Source organism: Microbulbifer variabilis, assembly GCF_056232115.1.
On sequence record NZ_CP174325.1, the window covers coordinates 220,636 to 241,926 of the forward strand.

Annotated in this window: 18 protein-coding genes; 6 read left to right on the plus strand and 12 right to left on the minus strand. The window is 51.2% G+C overall.

Annotated elements, in window-relative coordinates:
* The first annotated feature begins 282 nt into the window (after positions 1-282).
* The 3 genes from ACJJI7_RS00995 to ACJJI7_RS01005 all read left to right on the plus strand — a co-directional run bounded on the left by ACJJI7_RS00995 (position 283) and on the right by ACJJI7_RS01005 (position 2,303).
* Positions 283-957: an outer membrane beta-barrel protein gene (locus ACJJI7_RS00995; protein ID WP_444901133.1), complete on the plus strand. Its 675-nt coding sequence runs from the start codon at positions 283-285 to the stop codon at positions 955-957.
* A 186-nt stretch (positions 958-1,143) separates the two neighbouring features.
* The gene (locus tag ACJJI7_RS01000) at positions 1,144-1,743 is read left to right on the plus strand and encodes an SLATT domain-containing protein (RefSeq protein WP_020412698.1); all 600 of its coding nucleotides are present in this window, start codon (positions 1,144-1,146) and stop codon (positions 1,741-1,743) included.
* A gap of 41 nt (positions 1,744-1,784) precedes the next feature.
* Positions 1,785-2,303, plus strand: a complete 519-nt coding sequence (locus tag ACJJI7_RS01005; protein ID WP_353376070.1) for a TrmH family RNA methyltransferase — start codon at positions 1,785-1,787, stop codon at positions 2,301-2,303.
* Positions 2,304-2,384: 81 nt separating this feature from the next.
* On the opposite strand, the gene ACJJI7_RS01010 is transcribed toward ACJJI7_RS01005, so the two are convergent.
* From ACJJI7_RS01010 to purL, 3 genes are all read right to left on the minus strand, one after another.
* A complete protein-coding gene (locus ACJJI7_RS01010; protein ID WP_020412696.1) occupies positions 2,385-3,266 on the minus strand; it encodes an aldo/keto reductase in 882 nt (293 codons plus the stop codon).
* 205 nt (positions 3,267-3,471) lie between these two features.
* Positions 3,472-3,795, minus strand: coding sequence for a TfoX/Sxy family protein (locus tag ACJJI7_RS01015; protein WP_020412695.1), 324 nt, complete (start codon positions 3,793-3,795; stop codon positions 3,472-3,474).
* 394 nt (positions 3,796-4,189) lie between these two features.
* Entirely contained in the window at positions 4,190-8,056 is a 3,867-nt protein-coding gene (purL, locus tag ACJJI7_RS01020) for a phosphoribosylformylglycinamidine synthase (RefSeq protein ID WP_444901132.1), read from the minus strand.
* A gap of 413 nt (positions 8,057-8,469) precedes the next feature.
* Between purL and mltF the strand changes: the two genes are divergently transcribed.
* Positions 8,470-9,948 (plus strand): membrane-bound lytic murein transglycosylase MltF, encoded by a 1,479-nt coding sequence (gene mltF / locus ACJJI7_RS01025; protein ID WP_020412693.1) that lies wholly within the window; start codon positions 8,470-8,472, stop codon positions 9,946-9,948.
* On the opposite strand, the gene ACJJI7_RS01030 is transcribed toward mltF, so the two are convergent.
* The 6 genes from ACJJI7_RS01030 to mtnP are packed head-to-tail and all read right to left on the minus strand — an operon-like array spanning position 9,945 to position 15,313.
* Positions 9,945-10,589, minus strand: coding sequence for a TIGR04282 family arsenosugar biosynthesis glycosyltransferase (locus ACJJI7_RS01030; protein WP_444901131.1), 645 nt, complete (start codon positions 10,587-10,589; stop codon positions 9,945-9,947). The genes mltF and ACJJI7_RS01030 overlap by 4 nt on opposite strands.
* Entirely contained in the window at positions 10,582-11,256 is a 675-nt protein-coding gene (locus ACJJI7_RS01035; protein WP_020412691.1) for a TIGR04283 family arsenosugar biosynthesis glycosyltransferase, read from the minus strand. Before ACJJI7_RS01035 ends, ACJJI7_RS01030 begins: the two co-directional genes overlap by 8 nt.
* The gene (locus ACJJI7_RS01040) at positions 11,256-12,731 is read right to left on the minus strand and encodes a dihydrolipoyl dehydrogenase family protein (protein ID WP_444901130.1); all 1,476 of its coding nucleotides are present in this window, start codon (positions 12,729-12,731) and stop codon (positions 11,256-11,258) included. Before ACJJI7_RS01040 ends, ACJJI7_RS01035 begins: the two co-directional genes overlap by 1 nt.
* Positions 12,732-12,740: 9 nt before the next feature.
* Complete coding sequence (locus ACJJI7_RS01045) at positions 12,741-13,424, minus strand: TVP38/TMEM64 family protein (RefSeq protein WP_020412689.1); 684 nt, start codon at positions 13,422-13,424, stop codon at positions 12,741-12,743.
* Positions 13,425-13,460: 36 nt separating this feature from the next.
* Positions 13,461-14,408 carry an arsenosugar biosynthesis radical SAM (seleno)protein ArsS gene (gene arsS / locus ACJJI7_RS01050; RefSeq protein WP_444901129.1) on the minus strand — a complete coding sequence of 316 codons (948 nt, stop codon included), beginning with the start codon at positions 14,406-14,408 and terminating at the stop codon, positions 13,461-13,463.
* Between the two features lie 5 nt (positions 14,409-14,413).
* Positions 14,414-15,313, minus strand: a complete 900-nt coding sequence (mtnP, locus tag ACJJI7_RS01055) for an S-methyl-5'-thioadenosine phosphorylase (RefSeq protein WP_444901128.1) — start codon at positions 15,311-15,313, stop codon at positions 14,414-14,416.
* Positions 15,314-15,557: 244 nt separating this feature from the next.
* Here mtnP and ACJJI7_RS01060 point away from each other — a divergent pair, with 244 nt between their 5' ends.
* A complete protein-coding gene (locus ACJJI7_RS01060) occupies positions 15,558-16,124 on the plus strand; it encodes a DUF2239 family protein (RefSeq protein ID WP_282952695.1) in 567 nt (188 codons plus the stop codon).
* 96 nt (positions 16,125-16,220) lie between these two features.
* Positions 16,221-17,525, plus strand: a complete 1,305-nt coding sequence (locus ACJJI7_RS01065) for an MATE family efflux transporter (RefSeq protein ID WP_475717106.1) — start codon at positions 16,221-16,223, stop codon at positions 17,523-17,525.
* Between the two features lie 109 nt (positions 17,526-17,634).
* Here ACJJI7_RS01065 and sucD read toward each other — a convergent pair whose 3' ends face one another.
* The 3 genes from sucD to lpdA all read right to left on the minus strand — a co-directional run bounded on the left by sucD (position 17,635) and on the right by lpdA (position 21,282).
* The gene (gene sucD, locus ACJJI7_RS01070) at positions 17,635-18,507 is read right to left on the minus strand and encodes a succinate--CoA ligase subunit alpha (protein WP_226645469.1); all 873 of its coding nucleotides are present in this window, start codon (positions 18,505-18,507) and stop codon (positions 17,635-17,637) included.
* A gap of 2 nt (positions 18,508-18,509) precedes the next feature.
* Positions 18,510-19,676, minus strand: a complete 1,167-nt coding sequence (gene sucC / locus ACJJI7_RS01075) for an ADP-forming succinate--CoA ligase subunit beta (RefSeq protein ID WP_282952692.1) — start codon at positions 19,674-19,676, stop codon at positions 18,510-18,512.
* A 163-nt stretch (positions 19,677-19,839) separates the two neighbouring features.
* Entirely contained in the window at positions 19,840-21,282 is a 1,443-nt protein-coding gene (gene lpdA / locus ACJJI7_RS01080; protein WP_353376065.1) for a dihydrolipoyl dehydrogenase, read from the minus strand.
* Positions 21,283-21,291 lie beyond the last annotated feature (9 nt).

Sequence of the window (21,291 nt, forward strand, 5' to 3'; positions counted from 1 at the left end):
ACCCTATCAGTCGCTGTTTAAATTTCACTCAATCGATAACAACAATGCCATCAAAAGAGCAAATATTCACTTACCAGGAAAGCCCGACAGGCCTACAAATTGGAAATGAGGCACTTTTAGTAAATCAGGCGCAAATGTACAATAGTGACAATTTATTATTTTGTTATTTTCTTTCCAAGCAAAAGCTAAAGACCTCCACATAAGCGAGGGACCTCAACGAACCCTATTATTTTGTAGGAGGCACTGATTAAAGGCTTGAGCATCTGCTTCTAGAGGTACCCTTTGAAATACACCACTCTTGTTACCCTTATTGCGCTGACCAGCACCGGCGTTTACGCTGAAGAAAAACCTTTCTACTTGAAAGCTTCACTCGGCCATACAGAGTTCGATTCAGAAAGCTCCTACGCACTTAGAGAGAACCTTAGTTCTACAGGTTATGCCTTTATTTTTGGCTACCGGGTAAATCGCTATATTGCTGTTGAGGGGGGTATGACTGATCTGGGAAGTATCCGCAGAGACTATGAATCTAATGTTCACGGCCTCGAATGGTACATTGACGATGATGATTTCATAGTGGAAAACTATGATTACAAAAGTAAACAGGAAGCTGAATATAACTCCTATAGCGTAGGATTAGCTCTCACAGCACCAATTCAGCAAAACCTAAATGCTGGTATTCGCCTTGGTGTTCACCAGTGGTGTGAAAACAATAGCGGCCAAAGTGAGACCTCCGGTACTCTCAACTGGTATAACGGTGATCGTGAGCTGCTGGAGGTAGAACCCTACTATAGGTCTTACAGCTGGGACAATGAAAAGGATAGCGGCAGCAACCCTTACTATGGTGTGGAAGTGAATTGGACCACTGGTGACTGGAGTATTAGCCTGGAGCACACTGTCTACGAGATTCAAGATGATAAAGCCAACTTCTCTGCAGTGGGCGTAACCTATAGTTTCTGATCCCACGCCAAGAGACTGGGGCTTTGTTCGGCAGGTACTCACTTACTGTTTACACGGGGCCCCACACAAAACTTGCCTATAAAACATACACGCCCATAATTCCTCCCCTCCCTTTTCCTGTACATATCATGATTATCCGGCAAACTATCACCCTCAAAGTGAGTGCAAAACAGGCGGAAGGGATTCATGAGTTCGATACCCAATACAGTTGAAGTACTGGATAAATTGCGTTGGAACGCACACCTGTGTAAGCACAGCCACTTCCGGGCCTCTATGAAAGGCCGAAACCTGCACGTGCTCTGCGGTGTACCAATCGTAGTAGTTAACTTGTTCTTAGGCTCCCTGTTCTTTTCCCTGATCAATGCTGAACTGCCTGACTGGACCAAATGGACTGGCGCTGCACTGGCATTAATAGCGGCGCTGCTGGGGGGAATTCAGACTTTTTTCAATTTCAAAAAGAACTACGAAGGTCATCGTCAAGTAGGCAATGAATACCTGGCGATTGCCAGGGAGTGTGAGCGCCTGATTGCACTCTACTTCGACCGCATCCTCGACCTCGAGCACCTTTCCAACAAGGTCTCCGAGCTAAACACCCGCTATAGTGAAATCAATCAAAGAGCCGAAGAGTTTATTGTATCGGACAAAGTCTACCGCCAGGCCATGCAGATCCAAAACCAGAAAGCCAGTCGCGAACCCTCCCTGGTGGAGAGAATGCGTAAGCTGCAGAGTAGATCTCACGTAGAAGCCAAAATAGGCTCACAGACATCAACAATAGAACACCCCTGAAACATTTTAGGGACCTGGCAAAGAACTTCAGCAGTAGTAACATGCAAAAAGAGCACAACGATCATTCACCTGGCAGACATAAGTTTTCTCTCTGCTACCTCGCCACTGACATCCGTACCCCCAGCAACGTGGGGGGGCTCTTTCGCATTGCCGATGCTTTGGGCGTGGAGAAAATTTACCTGGCAGGAAAGAGCCTAGTACCGCCAAACTCCAAGATCCGCAAAGTTTCCCGTTCAACAGAACAGCAGATCCCCTATCAATACGAGAATGATGCCCTAAAAACTGCCCAACGATTGAAAACAGAGGGGTATCAAATTATCTGCCTGGAAATTACATCACATAGTGTTGAATTAAGTCATGCCCCAGTTACCGGGGGTGATAAGATCTGTTTGGTTCTAGGTTCGGAGAAAGATGGAATTGGTGAGGAATTATTGAAGATAGCCGATGCAACTGTACATATAGTTATGCAGGGTGTTAACTCCTCAATGAATGTGACATCAGCCTGCGCTATTGCAAGTTATGAAATTCTGCGCAAGATAACTTCTAAACATCAAGATTGAAATGGAGAAATCCAGAAAATTTAATTTAACAAAGAACCTGACATCAAAATCAGTAGAGTTGTAAATTTCTTAAGTTCTCTCTTAATCCGGCACTTTTAAAGTCATATTAATTTTATGTACATAATCCGGGTCACCACCAAAACGTTTATTACAATTCAAGCTGTTTATTACCTGAATATCTGCATTACTCAGATTAAAATCACTCAACAAAAAATTGGTCCTAATATTCTCTAAGGACTCCGATTTGGGCACTACAATACGGTGCTGTTGGATATTCCACTTCAAAATTACCTGTGCAGGCGTAGCTGAATACTTATCGGCGATTTCGGCTATCACCGGATCCACAATTGGCTTTTCAGCAAGAGGCACACCGCTCCAACTTCCCGATCCTAGAGGAGAGCAACAGCCAATAGCAATTTTGTGAAACTGGCAGTAATCGACCAAAGGCTGTTGAGTAAAGTATGGATGCAACTCTATTTGATTAATAACCGGTCGCACTTCAGCAAAGGTCGCAATCTGCTCGATATCCGATTTGCGAAAATTTGATAAGCCCAGCGCCCTTACCTTTTTCTGCTGGTATAATGCCTCCATAGCCTCCCAGGTTTCACGCGTATAAGCGGGAACAGGCCATTGAATCAAATACAAGTCCAGGTATTCCAGCTGCAATCGCTCTAGGCTCCGAGCAAAGGCATCATGGGTTTTTGTCCCACCCTGCTCCGTATCCCAAACTTTACTGGTAATAAAAAGTTCTTCCCTGGGTAGGCCAGACTCCTTTATTGCACGGCCCAATGCCCGCTCATTTCCGCAAATCGAAGCGGTATCAAACAACCGGTAGCCAATAGCGATAGCTTTTAAAATAACATCAGTGACGTACTCATCATCCTGCTGCCAGCTGCCCAGCGCGGACATTCCCATTCCAATCTGGGGAATTTCCACACCATTATTTAATTCGATAAAATACATGATCGATACCCTTAGCGAATACCGCGACCGAGTGTCACAGCAATCTCCTACGGCTTCTATTAAAAGTGCTCGGCGCTGATTGTAGATGGCACAGTGTTTTTTAGCGAGAAGGCTTACTGAGGGGAAATAGCAGATAAAGCTTCAGAACCGGAGTGCAATTGTCGGCTCTTTTTCTCACCGTTATGCTGGCCTCGCTATGTTAAAATTACTTGGGAGGCAGAGAACCGGCAAACTCGGCACCGCGATTTACCCAGTTATCCAAATCTTCCGCAACGGCATCCTCTTCAACATACACCATACCTTTAAGGGGCCTGCCGGTAAAATCCATTGGCCTGGTATAGCGCTCCGCCAATGCATCCTGGTAATTGTCCGGCCCAACACGAACCATTAGCTCTTCCCCAACTACACCACAAGCCATATTGCCATTTAACATAAATGCCAGGCCACCAAACATCTGTTTCTCACTCAGACCTTGATTTCCCTGCAGTAGGTTGCGCACTTTTTCTGCCAATGTTTCATTGTACGCCATGACAATCTCCTTAATTACTTTTGCTAAATGGGGAAAAATGCTTTGGGTACTGCCGTGATCCGCTCTGGTTAGAAACTGGCGGACAAAAGATAAATTGAGAGGGAATGATGAGTGCCCTTCCACGCTGCAAGCACCCATAGCAAACAGAAAAGTATTCAATAATCGATACAGATAACTGCACCATAGCGAAAAAAGTTATTTCGAATAATCGTTTAAGTGTAGCAGGAAATATCAAGTCATCTTCTGGCATGGCGGATTAGGCGCCATGGACATTTAAAAACTGTGAAAGCCTAGGAGGAAAATCGTGGCGACAACGACAATGTCGCCACGACAAACATCGGGGCACCTTGGGATTTCCACCCATCCGAAAAGTACCACCGACAGAAGATCTGACTTAGTCGACAAACACCCGCGCATTGCGGAACAAGCGCATCCAGCCGGAATCTTCTTTCCACTCATCTGGATGCCAGCTGTTGCTGACAGCTCGGGCAACACGCTCGGGGTGCGGCATCATAATAGTCACGCGGCCATCTTCAGAACTCAGGGAGGTAATACCATTGACCGATCCGTTGGGATTGGCCGGGTAAGTTTGGGTGATTTCCCCTTTGTTATTCAGGTAGCGCATCGCGATAGTACCGGAAGCTTCACACTTCTCCAGCGCCTGCTGGTCGGCAAACTCCACGCGCCCCTCACCGTGAGCAACGGCAACCGGCATGTAAGTACCCGCCATACCTTTAAACAACACGGAAGGTGAGTCTTCAATGCCCACCAGTGCGAAGCGCGCTTCATACTGCTCAGAGAGGTTTCGCACAAAGCGCGGCCAGTGATCCGCACCTGGAATCAGCTCTTTGATCACTGAGAACATCTGGCAACCGTTACACACCCCCAAGCCGAAGGTATCGTTGCGATTGAAGAAGCCCTCAAACTGATCGCGGGCACGATCGTTAAACAGGATGGTTTTAGCCCACCCCTCACCAGCACCTAGTACGTCGCCGTAAGAGAAGCCACCACAGCCCACCAAACCCTTGAACTCATCCAAAGCGACACGACCAGACAGGATGTCACTCATATGTACGTCGACAGCGTTAAAGCCAGCGCGGTGGAAAGAGTGCGCCATTTCCACCTGGCTATTCACGCCCTGCTCTCGCAGTACAGCAACTTTCGGGCGAACACCTCTAGCGATATAGGGTGCGCTGATATCGTCGTTGATATCGAAAGTGAGGTTTACTGTCAGGCCCGGGTCTTCTTTGGCGATTACAGCAAATTCCTGCTCGGCACACTCGGCGTTATCGCGCAGGGATTGGATGCGGAAGCTGGTTTCCGACCAGATCTGCTGCAATTCAGCACGGGAGCGCTTGAAGATTTCAACACCGTTATTGGTGATGCACAGGTGTTCGTTATTGTTCAGGTAACCGATCTTGTGGGTGGGTACACCCACAGCGGCAAAGCGCTGTACCAGCATATCCGCTTCACAGGCGGGAACCTGCAATACCGCACCCAGCTCTTCACTGAACAGCGCCGCAATCGGGTCTTCACCCAATTCGTAGATTTCCACATCCATACCCACGCGGCCGGCAAAGCCCATTTCCGCCAGGGTTGTAAACAGACCGCCGTCGGCGCGGTCGTGGTAGGCCATGATCAGGTCTTCATTCAGAGCCTGCTGTACCACCTCGAAGAAACCTTTCAGCTTCTTGGCATCATCCAGGTCTGCGGGCTTGTCACCCAGCTCGTTGTAGACCTGCGCCAGACAGGAACCGCCCAGGCGGTTTTTACCGGCACCCAGGTCAACCAATAGCAACTCGCTCTCACCCTTATTGGTGCGCAGTTGCGGGGTCACTGTTTTGCGCACATCGGTAACCGGGGTAAAGGCAGAAACTACCAGTGAGAGTGGAGCGGTAACCGCCTTCTGCTCACCCTCTTCCTCCCAGGCAGTGCGCATAGACATGGAGTCCTTGCCCACCGGGATGGTAATGCCCAACTCGGGACACAGCTCCATACCCACCGCCTCCACGGTGCGATAGAGTTTTTCCTCTTCACCCGGGTGGCCCGCAGCGCACATCCAGTTGGCAGAGAGTTTGATATCGGACAACTGTTTCACCGGAGTACAGGCGATATTGGTAATTGCCTCACCCACGGCCAGGCGGCCCGAGGCCGGCGCATCCAGCAATGCCACCGGAGTGCGCTCACCCATAGACATGGCTTCACCGGCGTAGCTGTCATAGGCAACGGTAGTTACCGCGCAATCGGCCACCGGCACCTGCCAGGGTCCGACCATCTGATCGCGGGAAACCTGGCCGGTTACAGTGCGGTCACCGATAGTGATCAGGAAGCTCTTGCTAGCCACTGTAGGCAGGCGCAGCACCCGCTCAGCCGCTTCATTCAGATCGATATCGGCAGTGGAAAACGCCTTGGTTTCCACCTGGCGAGTTTCTGCCTCGCGGTGCATGCGCGGCGGCTTGCCGAACAGTACCGACATCGGCAGATCCACCGGCTTGGAATCGAACTGCTTGTCATTTAAGAGCAGGTGTTTGTCTTCGGTGGCCTCACCAACAACGGCGTAAGGCGCGCGCTCGCGCTCACAGATTTGCTCAAAGCGCTCCAGGTCTTCCGGCATAACCGCCAGTACATAGCGCTCCTGGGATTCGTTACACCAGATTTCCAGCGGGCTCATACCCGGCTCATCGCAGGGCACATTGCGCAATTCAAAATTGCCGCCGGTACCGCCATCTTTCACCAGTTCGGGGAAAGCGTTGGACAAACCACCCGCCCCCACATCGTGGATAAAAGCAATGGGATTACTCTCACCCAGCTGCCAGCACTGGTCGATAACCTCCTGGCAGCGACGCTCGATTTCCGGGTTCTGGCGCTGTACCGAAGCGAAATCCAGATCTTCAGAGCTGGAGCCGCTGGCCATACTGGAAGCGGCACCTCCACCAAGGCCAATCAGCATGGCCGGGCCACCCAGCACTACCAGTTTGGCCCCAGGGGAAAATTCGGGCTTCTCTACATGCTCTTCGCGGATATTGCCATAGCCACCAGCCAACATAATCGGCTTGTGATAGCCGCGGCGCTCGCCGTCAAAATTCTCTTCGAAAGTACGGAAGTAACCACAGATATTTGGGCGACCAAATTCGTTGTTAAATGCCGCACCGCCGATGGGACCCTCAATCATAATATCCAGGGCGGTCACGATACGCTCGGGTTTGCCGTAATTGGACTCCCAAGGCTGCTCCCAGCCGGGAATCTGTAGGTTGGAAACAGTAAAGCCGGTCAGACCGACTTTCGGCTTGGATCCGCGACCCACCGCACCCTCATCACGAATTTCACCACCGGCACCGGTACCGGCACCGGGGAAAGGTGCGATCGCTGTAGGGTGGTTATGGGTCTCCACCTTCATCAGCATATGGATAGCTTCATTACTGAAGCTATATTCCTTGCTTTCCGGATCGGGGTAGAAACGACCGGCTACATTGCCCGCCACAACTGCGGCATTATCGGCATAGGCAGACAATACATTGTCACCTCCTTTACGATAGGTATTCTTGATCATGCCAAACAGGGAATGCGGCATCTCTTCGCCGTCGATAGTCCAGGAGGCATTAAAGATCTTGTGGCGGCAATGCTCGGAATTCGCCTGGGCGAACATCATCAATTCTACATCAGTCGGATTACGCTCCAGTTCTTGGAAACTGGTGAGCAGATAATCAATTTCATCTTCGGCAAGAGCCAGGCCCAAGGTAACGTTGGCATCCTCAAGCGCCTCGCGGCCGCCCTCGAGGATATCCACTCCGCGCAATGGGCGCGGTTCTTCTTCGACGAACAGCTGCTCCGCTTGCTCAAAGCCGGAAAACACCACCTCAACCATGCGATCGTGCAGCTGTGAAGCCAGAGCCTGGCGTTCAGCGTCAGTTAATTCCACGCCAGTAAGGTAGTAGGCAATTCCCCGCTCCAGGCGATGGATTTTTGTCAGTCCAGTATTGTGGGCAATATCCGTGGCCTTGGAAGACCAGGGGGAAATAGTACCCGGACGAGGCGCCACCAGGATCAGCTCTCCTTTGGGCTCATGCTGTTCCTCAGTCGGACCATATTGGAGCAGCCGCTCAAGCAGCGCCATCTCCTTGTTATCCAGTGAGTCGCTATCTGCAAAGTGCACGAACTCAGCGTAGAGGTCGTCTATGGTCGGTTGCAGCGCGCGCAGTTGATTGAGCAGTTTTTTATGGCGGAATTTCGACAGTGCGGGAGCACCACGCAGAACTAGCATTGCGGGAGGTTGCCTCTTGTCTGAATGAGAAAAAATGTGCAAAAGAAGGATCGCACAAGGCCCCGAAAATTTGAGAGGCGCAATTGTACCTGAAGCATCGCCAGTCCAACACACCCGCCGACCACTTGCATATACATGAACTAATTAGCAATCAATATGTTCAAAAGGCGAGCAAACTTATTGCTTAAAACCTCCTAAAAAAGAGGCGAAAGAAAACTCCTACAAAAGTCCGGCAGGGTTTTCAAGCGCATAGATCACAGTGTCCAAATGCCAAATTGGGCAGATTGACGCCGGATAATGTAAAATTGGCGGACTGTGCCAGCTTTGGCCATAAAAGCCCTGGCGAACCGAACTTCACCGGGCCTTAGGCATAACAGCAATAAAACTAACGGACGAGCTAGAGGGGACAGCCTATGATGATGAAAAGCCGCGTGCTGCGCTATGTCCGCCGCCTGTTAAAAGGGCTGGCCATGTCATGCTGCGCCTCCCTGTTAGTTGCCAGCAAAGCACCGAGTACTCTTGAGCGGATCAAGGCCTCTGGTGAGCTGGTTGTGCTGTCACAAAATGGCCCCACTACATATTACGAAGATGCATCCGGTAATCCCACTGGCTTTGAATATGGAATGCTGCGGGCCTTTGCCGAAGAGCTCGGCGTCAAGCTGGTAATTCGCGACGTTCACGATCTAGACGAAATGTTTGAGCGCCTGCGTGACCCGGAAGAGGGTGCACACTTCGCTGCCGCTGGCCTTACCGTCACTCCGGAGCGCCGTGAGCAGGTACGCTTTACCCCCTCCTACTTCGAAATCCGCCAGCAGGTTATTTATCGTGTTGGTGAGCAGCGCCCACGAAAGACCAGCGACCTGGAGGGCAAGACTGTCGCCGTAATCGCCGGCAGTGCCCACGCGGAGGAACTGAAAAAACTCTCCCAGCGCTACCCACTGTTAGATTGGGAAGAAGTGTCTGATGTGGATGCAATGGAGCTGGTAGAGATGGTACAACAGGGCAAGTACAGCTACGCAGTAGTGGACTCCAATGCTTATGCGGTACACCGCGGCCTTTATCCAAACACCGCTGTTGCTTTCAATCTCACTCAGTTCCAACCGGTCTCCTGGGCTTTCCCTAAAAGCGACGATGACAGCCTCTACCAGAGTGCCCGCCTGTTTATGTTGCGCGCCAACACCAATGGCATGATTGCGCAGCTGCGCGAAGAGTTTTTTGGCCATGTCAGCGACCTGAATGTCGGTGGCGCCCAGGCATTTGCCAAGCGCAGCCGAGAGCGTTTACCAAAGTGGCGTGGAGCGATGCAGAAAGTGGCAGACCAGTATGATCTGGACTGGCACTTGTTGGCGGCGCTCAGTTACCAGGAGTCCTACTGGAACCCACGCGCGCGCTCCCGTACCGGAGTCCGTGGCCTGATGATGCTTACTCTGAATACCGCCAAAGACCTCGGTGTTAACCGGCTCAATCCCGAGGAGAGCATTGAGGGAGGTGCGCGCTATATAGTACAAATTCGCAATAAACTGCCTGAGCGCATTCGTGAGCCCGACAGAACCTGGATGGCACTAGCAGCCTATAACGTGGGCTACGGCCACCTTGAGGACGCCCGCGTCCTCACCGAACGTATGGGCGGCAACCCGGATCTGTGGCCCGATGTGCGCGACCATTTGCCTCTGCTGGCCAAGCGTCAGTATTACAAGACCACCAAACATGGCTACGCACGTGGCTGGGAGCCGGTAACCTATGTGCAGAATATCCGCCATTACCAGGCCCTGCTGAGTTGGAGCAGTCGTATTGAGGAGCAACGCCTGGCTGCAGCCAATGATGCAAATCGCGAAATTCTTGCTGACGGCAGCGCAATAGAAGCCGAAGCTAGCGCAGCTCCGGCACTCTAGCCCAGCCGTATTAAGTCCCGCCAACCTTCTGGCAAAAAAGATAAATCGCCCGGCTCATCAATATCTGCCAGCGCCTCCAGGCGCTGGCAATTCATTCCACACTCCCAAAGTCTATCCAGAGTCTGCCGGGCAACAACCTCAGTACTCCAGTGAATATCCTCAAACAGCCGCACCTGTATTTCCTTGAGCCCTAATAACGCATAGCCACCATCTTTTGCCGGATACATTACCGCATCAGACACCTGTAGCCCTTCTGCAGCGGCTCGCAAACGCTGCGCGGTAAGGGACGGACAGTCGGTACCAAGCAACAGAAGCCCCTGCCCCAATGCTCGTGCGTTTCCCGTAGCATGCCAAAGGCGCTGACCAAGGCTGCCTTGGGACTGCCCATAAACAGTGACTCCCGCAGGCAATGGGAAACCCCGCCAAAAAGCGTGGGACGGATCAGGTGTCACATGCAGCTCCACGGGTCCCAGCTCAGCTCTCACACACTCTTCAAGGGTATGGCGCAACAACTTCTCCGCAAGCGACGCGGCTCCCTGCTCCCCCAGTGCCGGAATAAGACGGGTCTTGGCATAACCAGCCAGTGGAGCCTTAGCCATCACCACAAGGCGCAGGAACTTCCTCGAAAGACGACTACTCATAGCGCCTAGCCAGGGTATCTGCAGGCACGCCGCGCCAATAAGCAAAACGCAAGCGCCACATCAGCAATACCGTGCGCAACACCCCAAATTTTTCCCAGCGTCGCCCAGAGGTTGAGACTCTTTGATGGAGACAATAGGGACGGCTTATTTTTAACAACTGCCGACTTAGCTCAACATCCTCCATCAATGGCTGCCTGGCATAACCGCCAATTTTTTCAAAAAGAGTACGCCGGACAAAAATCGCTTGGTCACCAGTGGCGATACCACTTAGACGTGAACGCCAATTAATCAGGTTGGAAATTAGGGGAAACCACAAACTCCGCCCTTCAATACGAATATTAAAGCGGCCCCACTCTGCTCCCTGAGCCACTGCCGATGCAACCGCACTCAATGCACCCTGGGGCAGGCGTGTATCAGCGTGTAAAAACAGCAGCCAGTTCCCACAGGCAATGGCTGCACCTGCATTCATTTGCGAGGCTCGGCCGCGCGGGGAAGTAATTACCTGGAACCCCTCAGCAGTAGCAATTTCCACACTGCCATCAATGCTACCACCATCCACCAGGATAATTTCACAGCTGGTAAAAGCCTTAAGTTCTTTTAACTGCACAATTAAATCGGGCAGTTGCTCCCGCTCATTCAACAGCGGAACTACAACAGAATACTGCACTAACCCCGTCTCCAACGATGAAACACTTCGAGCCAACGCAACAACCCCTTGGGCGCATGGGCTCGTTTCCAGTTTCCTGCAACAAATTTATTGCCTTCAGTCATAGTCGGATAGATATGAATGGTAGATAGGATTTTATTCAGTCCAAAACCCTGCTTCATAGCAAACACAAACTCGGCTATAAGCTCCGCAGCATTCTCACCAACAATTGAAACACCCAGTATTTTATCTTTACCCGGTACTGTAAGCACTTTAATAAAACCCCGTGCCGCGCCATCCACGATAGCGCGATCCAGGTCATCAAGGTTGTAGCGAGTTACCTCATAGGCAATAGCACGCTGCTCCGCCTCATGCTCACTAAGCCCGACGCTGGCCACCTCTGGATCAATAAAGATTGCCCGAGGTACCAGTGAATAATCCACAGCAAATTTCTTGATATCGCCGAAAAGGCCATTCACTGCTGCATACCAGGCCTGGTGCGAAGCCATATGGGTAAACTGAAATGGGCCCGCGAGATCCCCAGCTGCAAGAATATGGGGGTAACGAGTGCGCAGGAAGGCATCCGTTGTCAATTTACCATCTTGCAGTAAGTCCAGTTTTTCCAATCCAAACCCTTTAGTCCTGGCACGCCTGCCAAGTGCCAGGATAACTTCATCAAATGTCACCTGTGTTTCACCCACGGCATTACGCAAGTTTAATACCCCCTCTCGGCGATCTTCACTTCCAGTAAAAGAGACCGCCTCATGCCCAGTGAGAAGACACACTCCTTCAGATTCCAATGCCAGGGAAACAGCTTGCGACACTTCGTGGTCCTCCTGGGGGAGCAAACGTTCATCTCGCTCTATCAAGGTAACTCTTGACCCCAAGCGGGTGAATGCCTGAGCCAACTCACAACCGATGGCACCACCTCCCAGTAATACCAATCTATGCGGTGCCTTATTCAACTGAGCAAACCTATCCCAGAGTGTTTCGCTAGTCAGATAATTAACCGTGTCGAGGCCGGGGAATGGTGGCACTGTAGGTTCAGCACCGGTGGCCAGAATAATGGCTCGTCCCCGTAGGGACTTTTCACCACCACTATGCAACGTGATATCGACTGTCCAGGGATCTACTAATCGTGCGTACCCTTTTATTACTTCCACACCGAGATCTGAGTAGCGCTCCACACTATCGTGAGGCTCAATCTGCTGGATAGATTCACGCACATGGCGCATCACCCCGGGAAAATCAATCTCCGGTTCCGGCAGGCGCACACCAAAATTACTCGCAGTGCGCGCAGAGTGTGCCACACGAGCACACTTGATCAACGCCTTACTGGGTACACAGCCGGTATTCAGGCAGTCCCCACCCATATTTCCCGACTCGATCAAAGTCACCTTGGCTTTTACCGCCGCAGAAATATAGGCACTCACCAAGCCCGCAGCGCCTGCACCAATAACAATTATATTGCGATCAAACTTTTTGGGTTTTCTCATTGGAGTCACTCACTTGGCCTCACGGCGACGTTTAAGCCAGTTGAGGAAGTATTTTGCCAATAGCGGGAATATACCCAATAGGGCAAAAGACAATAACAATTGCGGAGAAGCGATATCCTTCAGATTGTCTATACGAGCGAGTTGCGTACCGGCATTAACGTAAACAATCGTAGCCGCCAGCATGCCTAATTGGCTCACCCAATAAAATGTCCAGACTCGAAGGTGGGTTAATCCCATCAGAATATTGATCAGAAAAAATGGGAAGATTGGTACGAGACGCAAAGCAAAAAGATAAAAGGCGCCCTCCCTCTCAATACCGTTATTTACAACCTGTAAGCGTACAGCAAACTTCTCTTGAACATAGTCACGAAATAAATAGCGGGCCATTAGAAACGCCAGGGTGGCTCCAATACTGGAAGCGAAGGATACAATGACAGTGCCCCACAACAAGCCAAAAATAGCACCCGCGGCAATAGTGAGAATCGCAGCACCGGGTAAGGATAAACCGGTTACCAAAATGTAAAAAACTAGAAACAGGAAGCTCACCAGAAATGGCGATGAGGCTTTCCATTGCTGAAACTGCTCACCGCCTTCCTGCAGCTTTTCCAGGCTCAACCAGTGGTGTAAATCAAATGCGTAAAAAGCAATCACCAATATCACGATAATCGCCAGCAGCAGTATTTTTTTTCTCATGGCATTCCCGCCCTCCGGCTATTAAACCCTATCCCCTTACAGTGCCCCACCGCAACTGCTGCCCTGCCCCGCAGTACAGCCATAGCAATGATCAGCCACACAAACTGCCGAATCTTTAAGATCAGCTTCGAGTAAATCACGCAGATGCAATCGGCCTGGCACTGGTATATTCAACTGCTGGTTAAAGTCGCAGTCATATAAATTCCCCTGCCAGTCAACACTCACCAGACTGCGACACATCACGCCCTCAAGATTAGATGCAGAGTAGCTCTCCCGAAGCAGCGTCATATAGTCTTTAAACTGCCCTTTGGAAATCAGCATGGAGCCAAAGCGTTTGATGGGCATATTGGCGAGAGCAAAGAGGTGATTAAATTCAATTCCAAAATGCGCGGCCAACTCTCGTCGATAGTCTGCCTCCAGGGCCCCCTGCTCCGGGGGTAAAAAAGCACCCTGGGGGTTATAGACCAGGTTAAGCTGAAGGCCAGTTTCCGACTTGCCATAGCCCAAGGCATTTAGCTTCTGCAATCCGGCAATACTTTTATCAAAAACCCCTTTGCCTCGCTGCTTATCTACATTTTCCATGGAGTAGCAGGGTAGAGAGGCAACCACTTCCACATGGTTCTGCGCGAGAAACTCTGCTGTATTCTGCTGTCCTGGCTCAAATAATATCGTGAGATTGCAGCGATCTATTACATGCACACCCAGCGCCCGTGCAGCTTTCACCAAAGACCGAAACCCGTTGTGGAGCTCTGGTGCACCCCCAGTGATATCCAGGGTTCGCACCCCCCTTGCCTTGATAACGCCCAGTAGTAACTCCAGATTGTCGTCCGACATCATCTCGGTACGATTGGGACCTGCATTCACATGGCAGTGCACACAACTCTGGTTGCAGCGATAACCGATATTTATTTGCAGGGTTTCAATAGCCTCACGGCGAATCGCCGGGAAGTCCGATATTTCCAGTAACGGTAATGTTTCGTGCATTCCCCTCAGTGCTCCATTTCTTCAGGCACTGCTTCTGTCGGCGTAAGTAGCGGCTTTATTACAGCTTGTTTTTCCTCTGGCATCGCATCGACAGGTGTCACCAACCCGCTCGCCAATGCAGTATGGGCGGCGGATTCAGGTTGCTCAGTACCGAGCAAGCGGATTGCCTCTGCGGCAATCTTTTGAGCACGGGCGGCATTTTGCTGCAAATTGGCGATAGCCACGTCCGCTGTCACCGCCTCTTCCCGAGGGTGCCAACAGTCATAATCTGTTGCCATGGCGAGAGTTGCATAAGCCATCTGCGCTTCGCGGGCGAGTTTTGCCTCCGGCATATTGGTCATTCCGATCACCGAAGCATTCATACTGCGATACCAGTGCGACTCAGCTCGGCTAGAGAACTGGGGTCCTTCAATACAGATATAACTGCCACCTCGATGCAACCTGATCGGCTCTTCTCCCTGGGTACTGGCAAAGGCCCGCGCCAGGCTATCCGCCACAGCAGGGCATACCGGATCAGCCATGGAAACATGGGCTACAGCACCATCGCCAAAGAAAGTACTCTCCCGTTTGCGGGTCATATCGATAAACTGATCCGGGATCAGCATATCCAGTGGACGCACCTCTTCCTGGAGGGAGCCCACGGCAGAAAGGGAAAGAACATAGCGTACGCCCAACTGGCGCAATGCGTGGATATTGGCTTGATAGGGCACCTGGGAAGGAATCAGCCGATGACCGCGTCCATGGCGGGCAAGGAAAGCAACAGGAATACCATGAAGCTTGCCGCAGGCAATTGCATCCGAGGTGCCACCAAAGGGGGTCCCCATCTGGACTTCCTCCACCTCGGTTAACCCTTGCATCTCATAAAGACCGCTACCGCCGATAACACCGATTAAAGCCCTGGCCATGTCCACTCCTAAACAGTTGGTTTTTCCGCAGTATAGGAGTGCTCCTAGACCGTGTATATCACTGACATGTAAACAAAAATTAAGCGCGAGCAAAGCGGTCAACCTCAGCTTGGGAGGCCCTTCTCCATTGGGTCACATCAAAGGCAGAGGGCATGCAGAGAAACATTCCTTGTACATATGGTGATCAATGCACTATATTTACCCGGGCACAAACATTTAACCCGGGTAAATATAGAGAAATACTTTGGCTACTGACTATATCGCTATCGACCAGCAACAGATTGTTGCGCGGGGGACATTGGAAGTAATTGTGCGCCGGGTGAAGAGTATGGGCACAACCCATGAGCCCATGGTCTTTGAAGCCGATAGCTGTAAACGGATAGAGGTGGATTGGCACGGAGATACCGAGGAAGTACTGGCAGCCTTATCGGTGGATGTACCGGCCCCGAAAACTAAACGTGGACGCCCCAAGTTAGGCGTTATTCCCAAGGAGGTTACCCTGCTTCCCCGTCACTGGGAATGGCTGGGTCAGCAGCCTGGCGGTGCTTCTGCCACTCTTCGTAAGCTGGTGGAGCAGGCACAAAAGCACGTTTCGCTTGAGGAGAGAATCACCGCAAAACAGCATCAACTCGATAGATTCATGCTGTTAGTTGCAGGAGATACTCCAGGCTTCGAAGAGGCCAGTCGTGCACTGTACAGAAACAGCAAGGTCGGCTTTGCAAAAGCCATCCAATATTGGCCTGAGGACCTCAAACAACTTTTATTGAGTAAATTTAATGAGGTCGCGGAGATGCACAGCGGCAATTTGTAAAGTGAACTTACTATGACTCATCAACACGACAATATTTTTGTTAACGGCGCCTTACTGCCGGTTTTCTTTAAGACTGCTGCGCCTATTATTCTGATAATGCTGGTAAACGGCTCGTTTACCCTATTAGATGCCTATTTCCTGGGGAAATATGTAGGAGCTGAAGCATTAGCCGCAGTAACCTTAACATTCCCAATGTTTATGTTACTGGTAGCACTTTCTTCATTAATCTCCAGCGGATATTCGAGTGTATTGGCCAGATTACTCGGCGCGGGAGAAAAAGATAAAGCGAAGCAGGCATTTTCCCAAGCTATTACACTGGCTCTGGTGGTTTGCACTGTGTTGATGTTGTTATTTGTGGCTTGGGGTAAACAATTAACACTATTAGTTGCCAATGGCTCAGCAGATCTAGCAGGGATGGGGTACACCTATTTAACGATATTAATCTTCCTTTCCCCAACTCTGTTTATCAGTTCTGTGAATTCCGATACTTTGCGATGCGAAGGGCAACTGTCGCTAATGGCGATGGTTTCCCTTGCGTCGGTAATGCTCAATATTATTTTCAATTATATTTTTATTGCGCACTTGGAGATGGGGGTGGCCGGCTCTGCTTATGGCACTGCCCTTGCACAGGCAATCGCCCTTTTGATAGTGGCGTGCTATCGCCATTATGGCCGCACGGTGATTGATACACAGATTATCCGGATCTCAAGTAGGCGTGATTTTTGGCCTGGATACCTATCTTTGGGCTTACCATCCAGCTTAAGTTACATCGGTGTATCACTCACATCTATTGCTGTAATTTTTAGTATCCAGGCCTGGGGGGTTAGTAACTACGATGCGACAGTAGGAGCCTACGGGATCACTACCCGTATTATGACCTTTATCTTCCTGCCACTTCTCGGGCTGAGCCAGGCATTTCAGACTCTGATCGGCAATAATGTTGGCGCTAAAAGCTGGTCTCGGTCCGACAGCAGTATCAATATCGCTTTAACAGTAGCGTTCGGTTACTGCCTCGCTTTACAGCTTGGCGTGTTAATACTGAAAGACTCTTTGGGAGCCTTATTTGTCAGCGATAAACAGATTATTACAGAGGTTGCACGTATCCTGCCCATGATGACGCTGGTCTATTTTTTGGCCGGACCACTCATGATGATCAGCACATTTTTCCAGGCTATAGGCGATGCCAAACGTGCCGCCATTCTCGGAATTGCAAAAACTTACGTTTTCGTTTTGCCACTCATTTTGATTTTACCCCCACTCATGGGCGAAGTGGGAATATGGTATGCGGGTCCAGTCGCGGAACTCATGCTGCTTATATTAACGGCTTTTATCCTTTATCAGCGGGGACGCAATCACGGTCAAAAATATGGTTTATATGGTACTCAGCAAACATCCGGCTGATTATTTCCAATCCAAATAGAAAAACATTCCTGAAATATTTTTGAGATCAAATAAAAAAGGCCGCTTCGAAAGAAGCGGCCTTTTCACAGACAAGGTACTTACCCAGCTCTTACCAGCCAGTAACTTCCTTCAGAGCGTCGCCAATCTGAGCCAGGGAGCGCACAGTTTTAACACCCGCGTCTTCCAGAGCAGCGAACTTCTCGTCAGCGGTGCCTTTACCACCGGAGATAATCGCGCCCGCGTGACCCATGCGCTTGCCGGGAGGAGCCGTTACACCGGCGATATAGGAAACGACCGGCTTGGTAACATTTTCCTTGATGTAAGCCGCCGCTTCTTCTTCAGCAGTACCACCGATCTCACCGATCATAACAATCGCTTCGGTCTGCGGGTCATTCTGGAACATTTCCAGGATATCGATGAAGTTGGAGCCCGGGATGGGGTCGCCACCGATGCCCACACAGGTGGACTGACCGAAGCCGTAGTCGGTAGTTTGCTTAACCGCTTCATAGGTCAGAGTACCGGAACGGGAAACGATGCCCACTTTACCCGGCTTGTGGATATGACCCGGCATAATACCGATCTTGCACTCACCGGGAGTGATCACACCCGGGCAGTTCGGGCCAATCAGGCGCACGCCCAGCTCGTCACACTTCACTTTAGCGTCGAGCATGTCCAGGGTCGGGATACCTTCGGTGATACAAACGATCAGTTTGATACCAGCGTTGGCCGCTTCCAGGATGGAATCCTTACAGAAAGGCGCAGGTACGTAGATTACGGAAGCTTCTGCACCGGTCTCTTCTACCGCTTCTTTCACGGTGTTGAATACCGGCAGGCCCAGGTGAGTCTGGCCGCCTTTACCCGGAGTTACACCACCAACCATCTTGGTGCCGTAAGCAATCGCTTGCTCGGAGTGGAAAGTACCCTGGGAGCCGGTGAAGCCCTGACAGATTACTTTGGTGTCTTTGTTAATCAGTACTGACATGATTATTTACCCTCCGCAGCTTTAACCACTTGCTGAGCCGCATCGGTCAGGCTCGTAGCCGCGATAATGTTCAGGCCACTGTCGCTCAGAACCTTGGCGCCCAGGTCTGCGTTGTTACCTTCCAGACGCACAACAACCGGTACTTTAACGCCTACTTCTTTTACTGCGCCCACAACGCCTTCGGCGATCATGTCACAGCGAACGATACCACCGAAGATGTTGATCAATACGGCTTTGACATTCTCGTCGGACAGGATGATCTTGAACGCTTCAACAACACGCTCTTTGGTGGCGCCGCCGCCAACGTCCAGGAAGTTAGCCGGCTTGCCGCCGTGCAGGTTGACGATGTCCATGGTACCCATGGCCAGACCAGCGCCGTTTACCATGCAGCCGATATTGCCATCCAGCGCTACGTAGTTCAGATCGAACTTGGCAGCGTGCGCTTCACGCGCGTCATCCTGAGAAGGATCGTGCATTTCGCGCAGGTCCGCGTGGCGGTACAACGCGTTGCTGTCGATAACCACTTTGGCATCCAGGCAGTGCAGGTTGCCTTCGGTGGTGATTACCAGCGGGTTGATTTCCAGCAGGGCCAGATCTTTTTCCTGGAACATTTTTGCCAGGCCGAGGAAGATCTTGGTGAACTGCTTAACCTGAGTCGGGTTCAGGCCCAGTTTGAAAGCCAGCTCGCGTGCCTGGTAAGGCTGAGCACCCACCAGCGGGTCGATAGTGGCTTTGAGGATTTTTTCCGGGGTCTCTTCCGCTACTTTCTCGATCTCAACGCCGCCTTCGGTGGAAGCCATGAAAACGATACGACGGGTAGAGCGGTCAACAACGGCGCCGAGGTACAGCTCTTGATCAATGTCGGTGCAGCTCTCAACCAGGATACGGGAAACCGGCTGGCCATTTTCATCTGTTTGATAAGTTACCAGACGCTCGCCCAGCCACTTCCTGGCAAATTCTTCAATTTCTGCCTTGGAATCTACCAGCTTTACACCGCCAGCCTTACCGCGGCCACCAGCGTGCACCTGGGCCTTTACTACCCACTTATCACCGCCAATTTCGTCAGCCGCTGCTACTGCCGCTGCCGGGGTTTCCGCTGCAATGCCTTTGGAAACCGGCAATCCGTATGCCGCAAACAGTTGTTTGCCCTGATACTCATGCAAGTTCATAGTCAATACCAATTCACATATAAAATGTGTTTACTAATTGCAGATCTCTCTGCACCTGAAAGACAAAACTCAAAATTTCCGTCGTTGCAAATTTTGAACTTCGCAAATGAAACCGGGGCAGCTAATTAATGAATAATTAGTGCCCCGACATCGAAAAAACTTCTTACTTACGCTTCTTGCGATTTACGGTATGAATCGCATGGCCGTTTACGCCCAATGCCGCTTCCTTCACGGTCTCGGACAGAGTCGGGTGTGCGAATACGGTCATACCGATGTCTTCGGCGCTGGAGCCGAATTCCATCGCGATCGCCACTTGCTGAACCAGATCGGCAGCAGATGGGCCAACGATGTGGGCACCCAGTACACGGTCAGTTTCCGCATGCGCAATGATTTTCACAAAGCCCTGGGTATCGTTGGCGGCCATGGCACGACCGTTGATCGCAAACGGGAAGCTGCCTACGTTGTAGGGCTCGCCATCAGCCTTCACCTGCTCTTCGGTACGACCGACCGCAGCGATTTCCGGGTGAGTGTAAATAACATTGGGGATCACGTCGTAGTTCATCATTGGCTTCTGACCGGCGATGCGCTCAGCGACTACAACACCTTCTTCAGAAGCCTTGTGCGCCAGCATCGGACCGCGTACCACGTCACCGATCGCCCATACGCCCGGTGCAGAAGTCATGCACAGGTCGTTGACATAGATGAATCCACGCTCATCCATCTTCACGCCGGCATCTTCAGACAACAGGCCTTCGGTGTAAGGACGACGGCCAACGCAAACAATCAGCTTGTCGAAAGTTTCCTGGTGCTCTTTACCATCTTTATCCTGGTAAGTAACAACCACTTCCTCGCCCTTCACTTCGGAGCCGGTTACGCGGCAAGCGAGGCGGATATCCAGGCCCTGCTTTTTGAAGATCTTCTGGGATTCTTTGGCAACCTGTTGGTCCATGATCGCCAGGAACTTATCCATCGCTTCCAGAACAACCACTTCAGAGCCCAGGCGGTTCCATACTGAACCGAGCTCCAGACCGATAACGCCGGCACCGATAACGCCCAAACGCTTGGGCGTTTCAGAGAATTCCAGAGCGCCGGTGGAGTCGACAATAATTTTATTGTCTACCGGAGCAGGCGGAATATTTACCGGTACAGAACCGGAAGCCAGAATGACATTTTCGGCTTCGTAGATAGTGCTGTTGCCTTCGTCGTCGGTAACTTCCACTTTCTTGTTCGCCAGCAATTTGCCGGTACCGAAAATGGAGGTCACTTTATTGGCGGTGAACAGGCCCGCTACGCCGCCAGTCAGCTTCTTAACGATCTCGCCCTTGCGCTCGATCATCTTGCTCACATCCATCTTGACCTTGCCGACTTCAATGCCGTGCACGTCGAGAGCGTCTTTGGCCTCGTGGTACTTCCAGGAGCTGTCCAGCAGTGCCTTGGAGGGAATACAACCTACGTTCAGGCAGGTACCGCCGTTTACGTATTTGCCTTCCTTGTTTTTCCACTTTTCAATACAAGCAGTCTTCAGGCCCAGCTGAGCGGCACGGATGGCAGCGACATAACCACCAGGACCAGAGCCGATTACGATTACGTCAAATTTTTCCGACATGATCAGTTC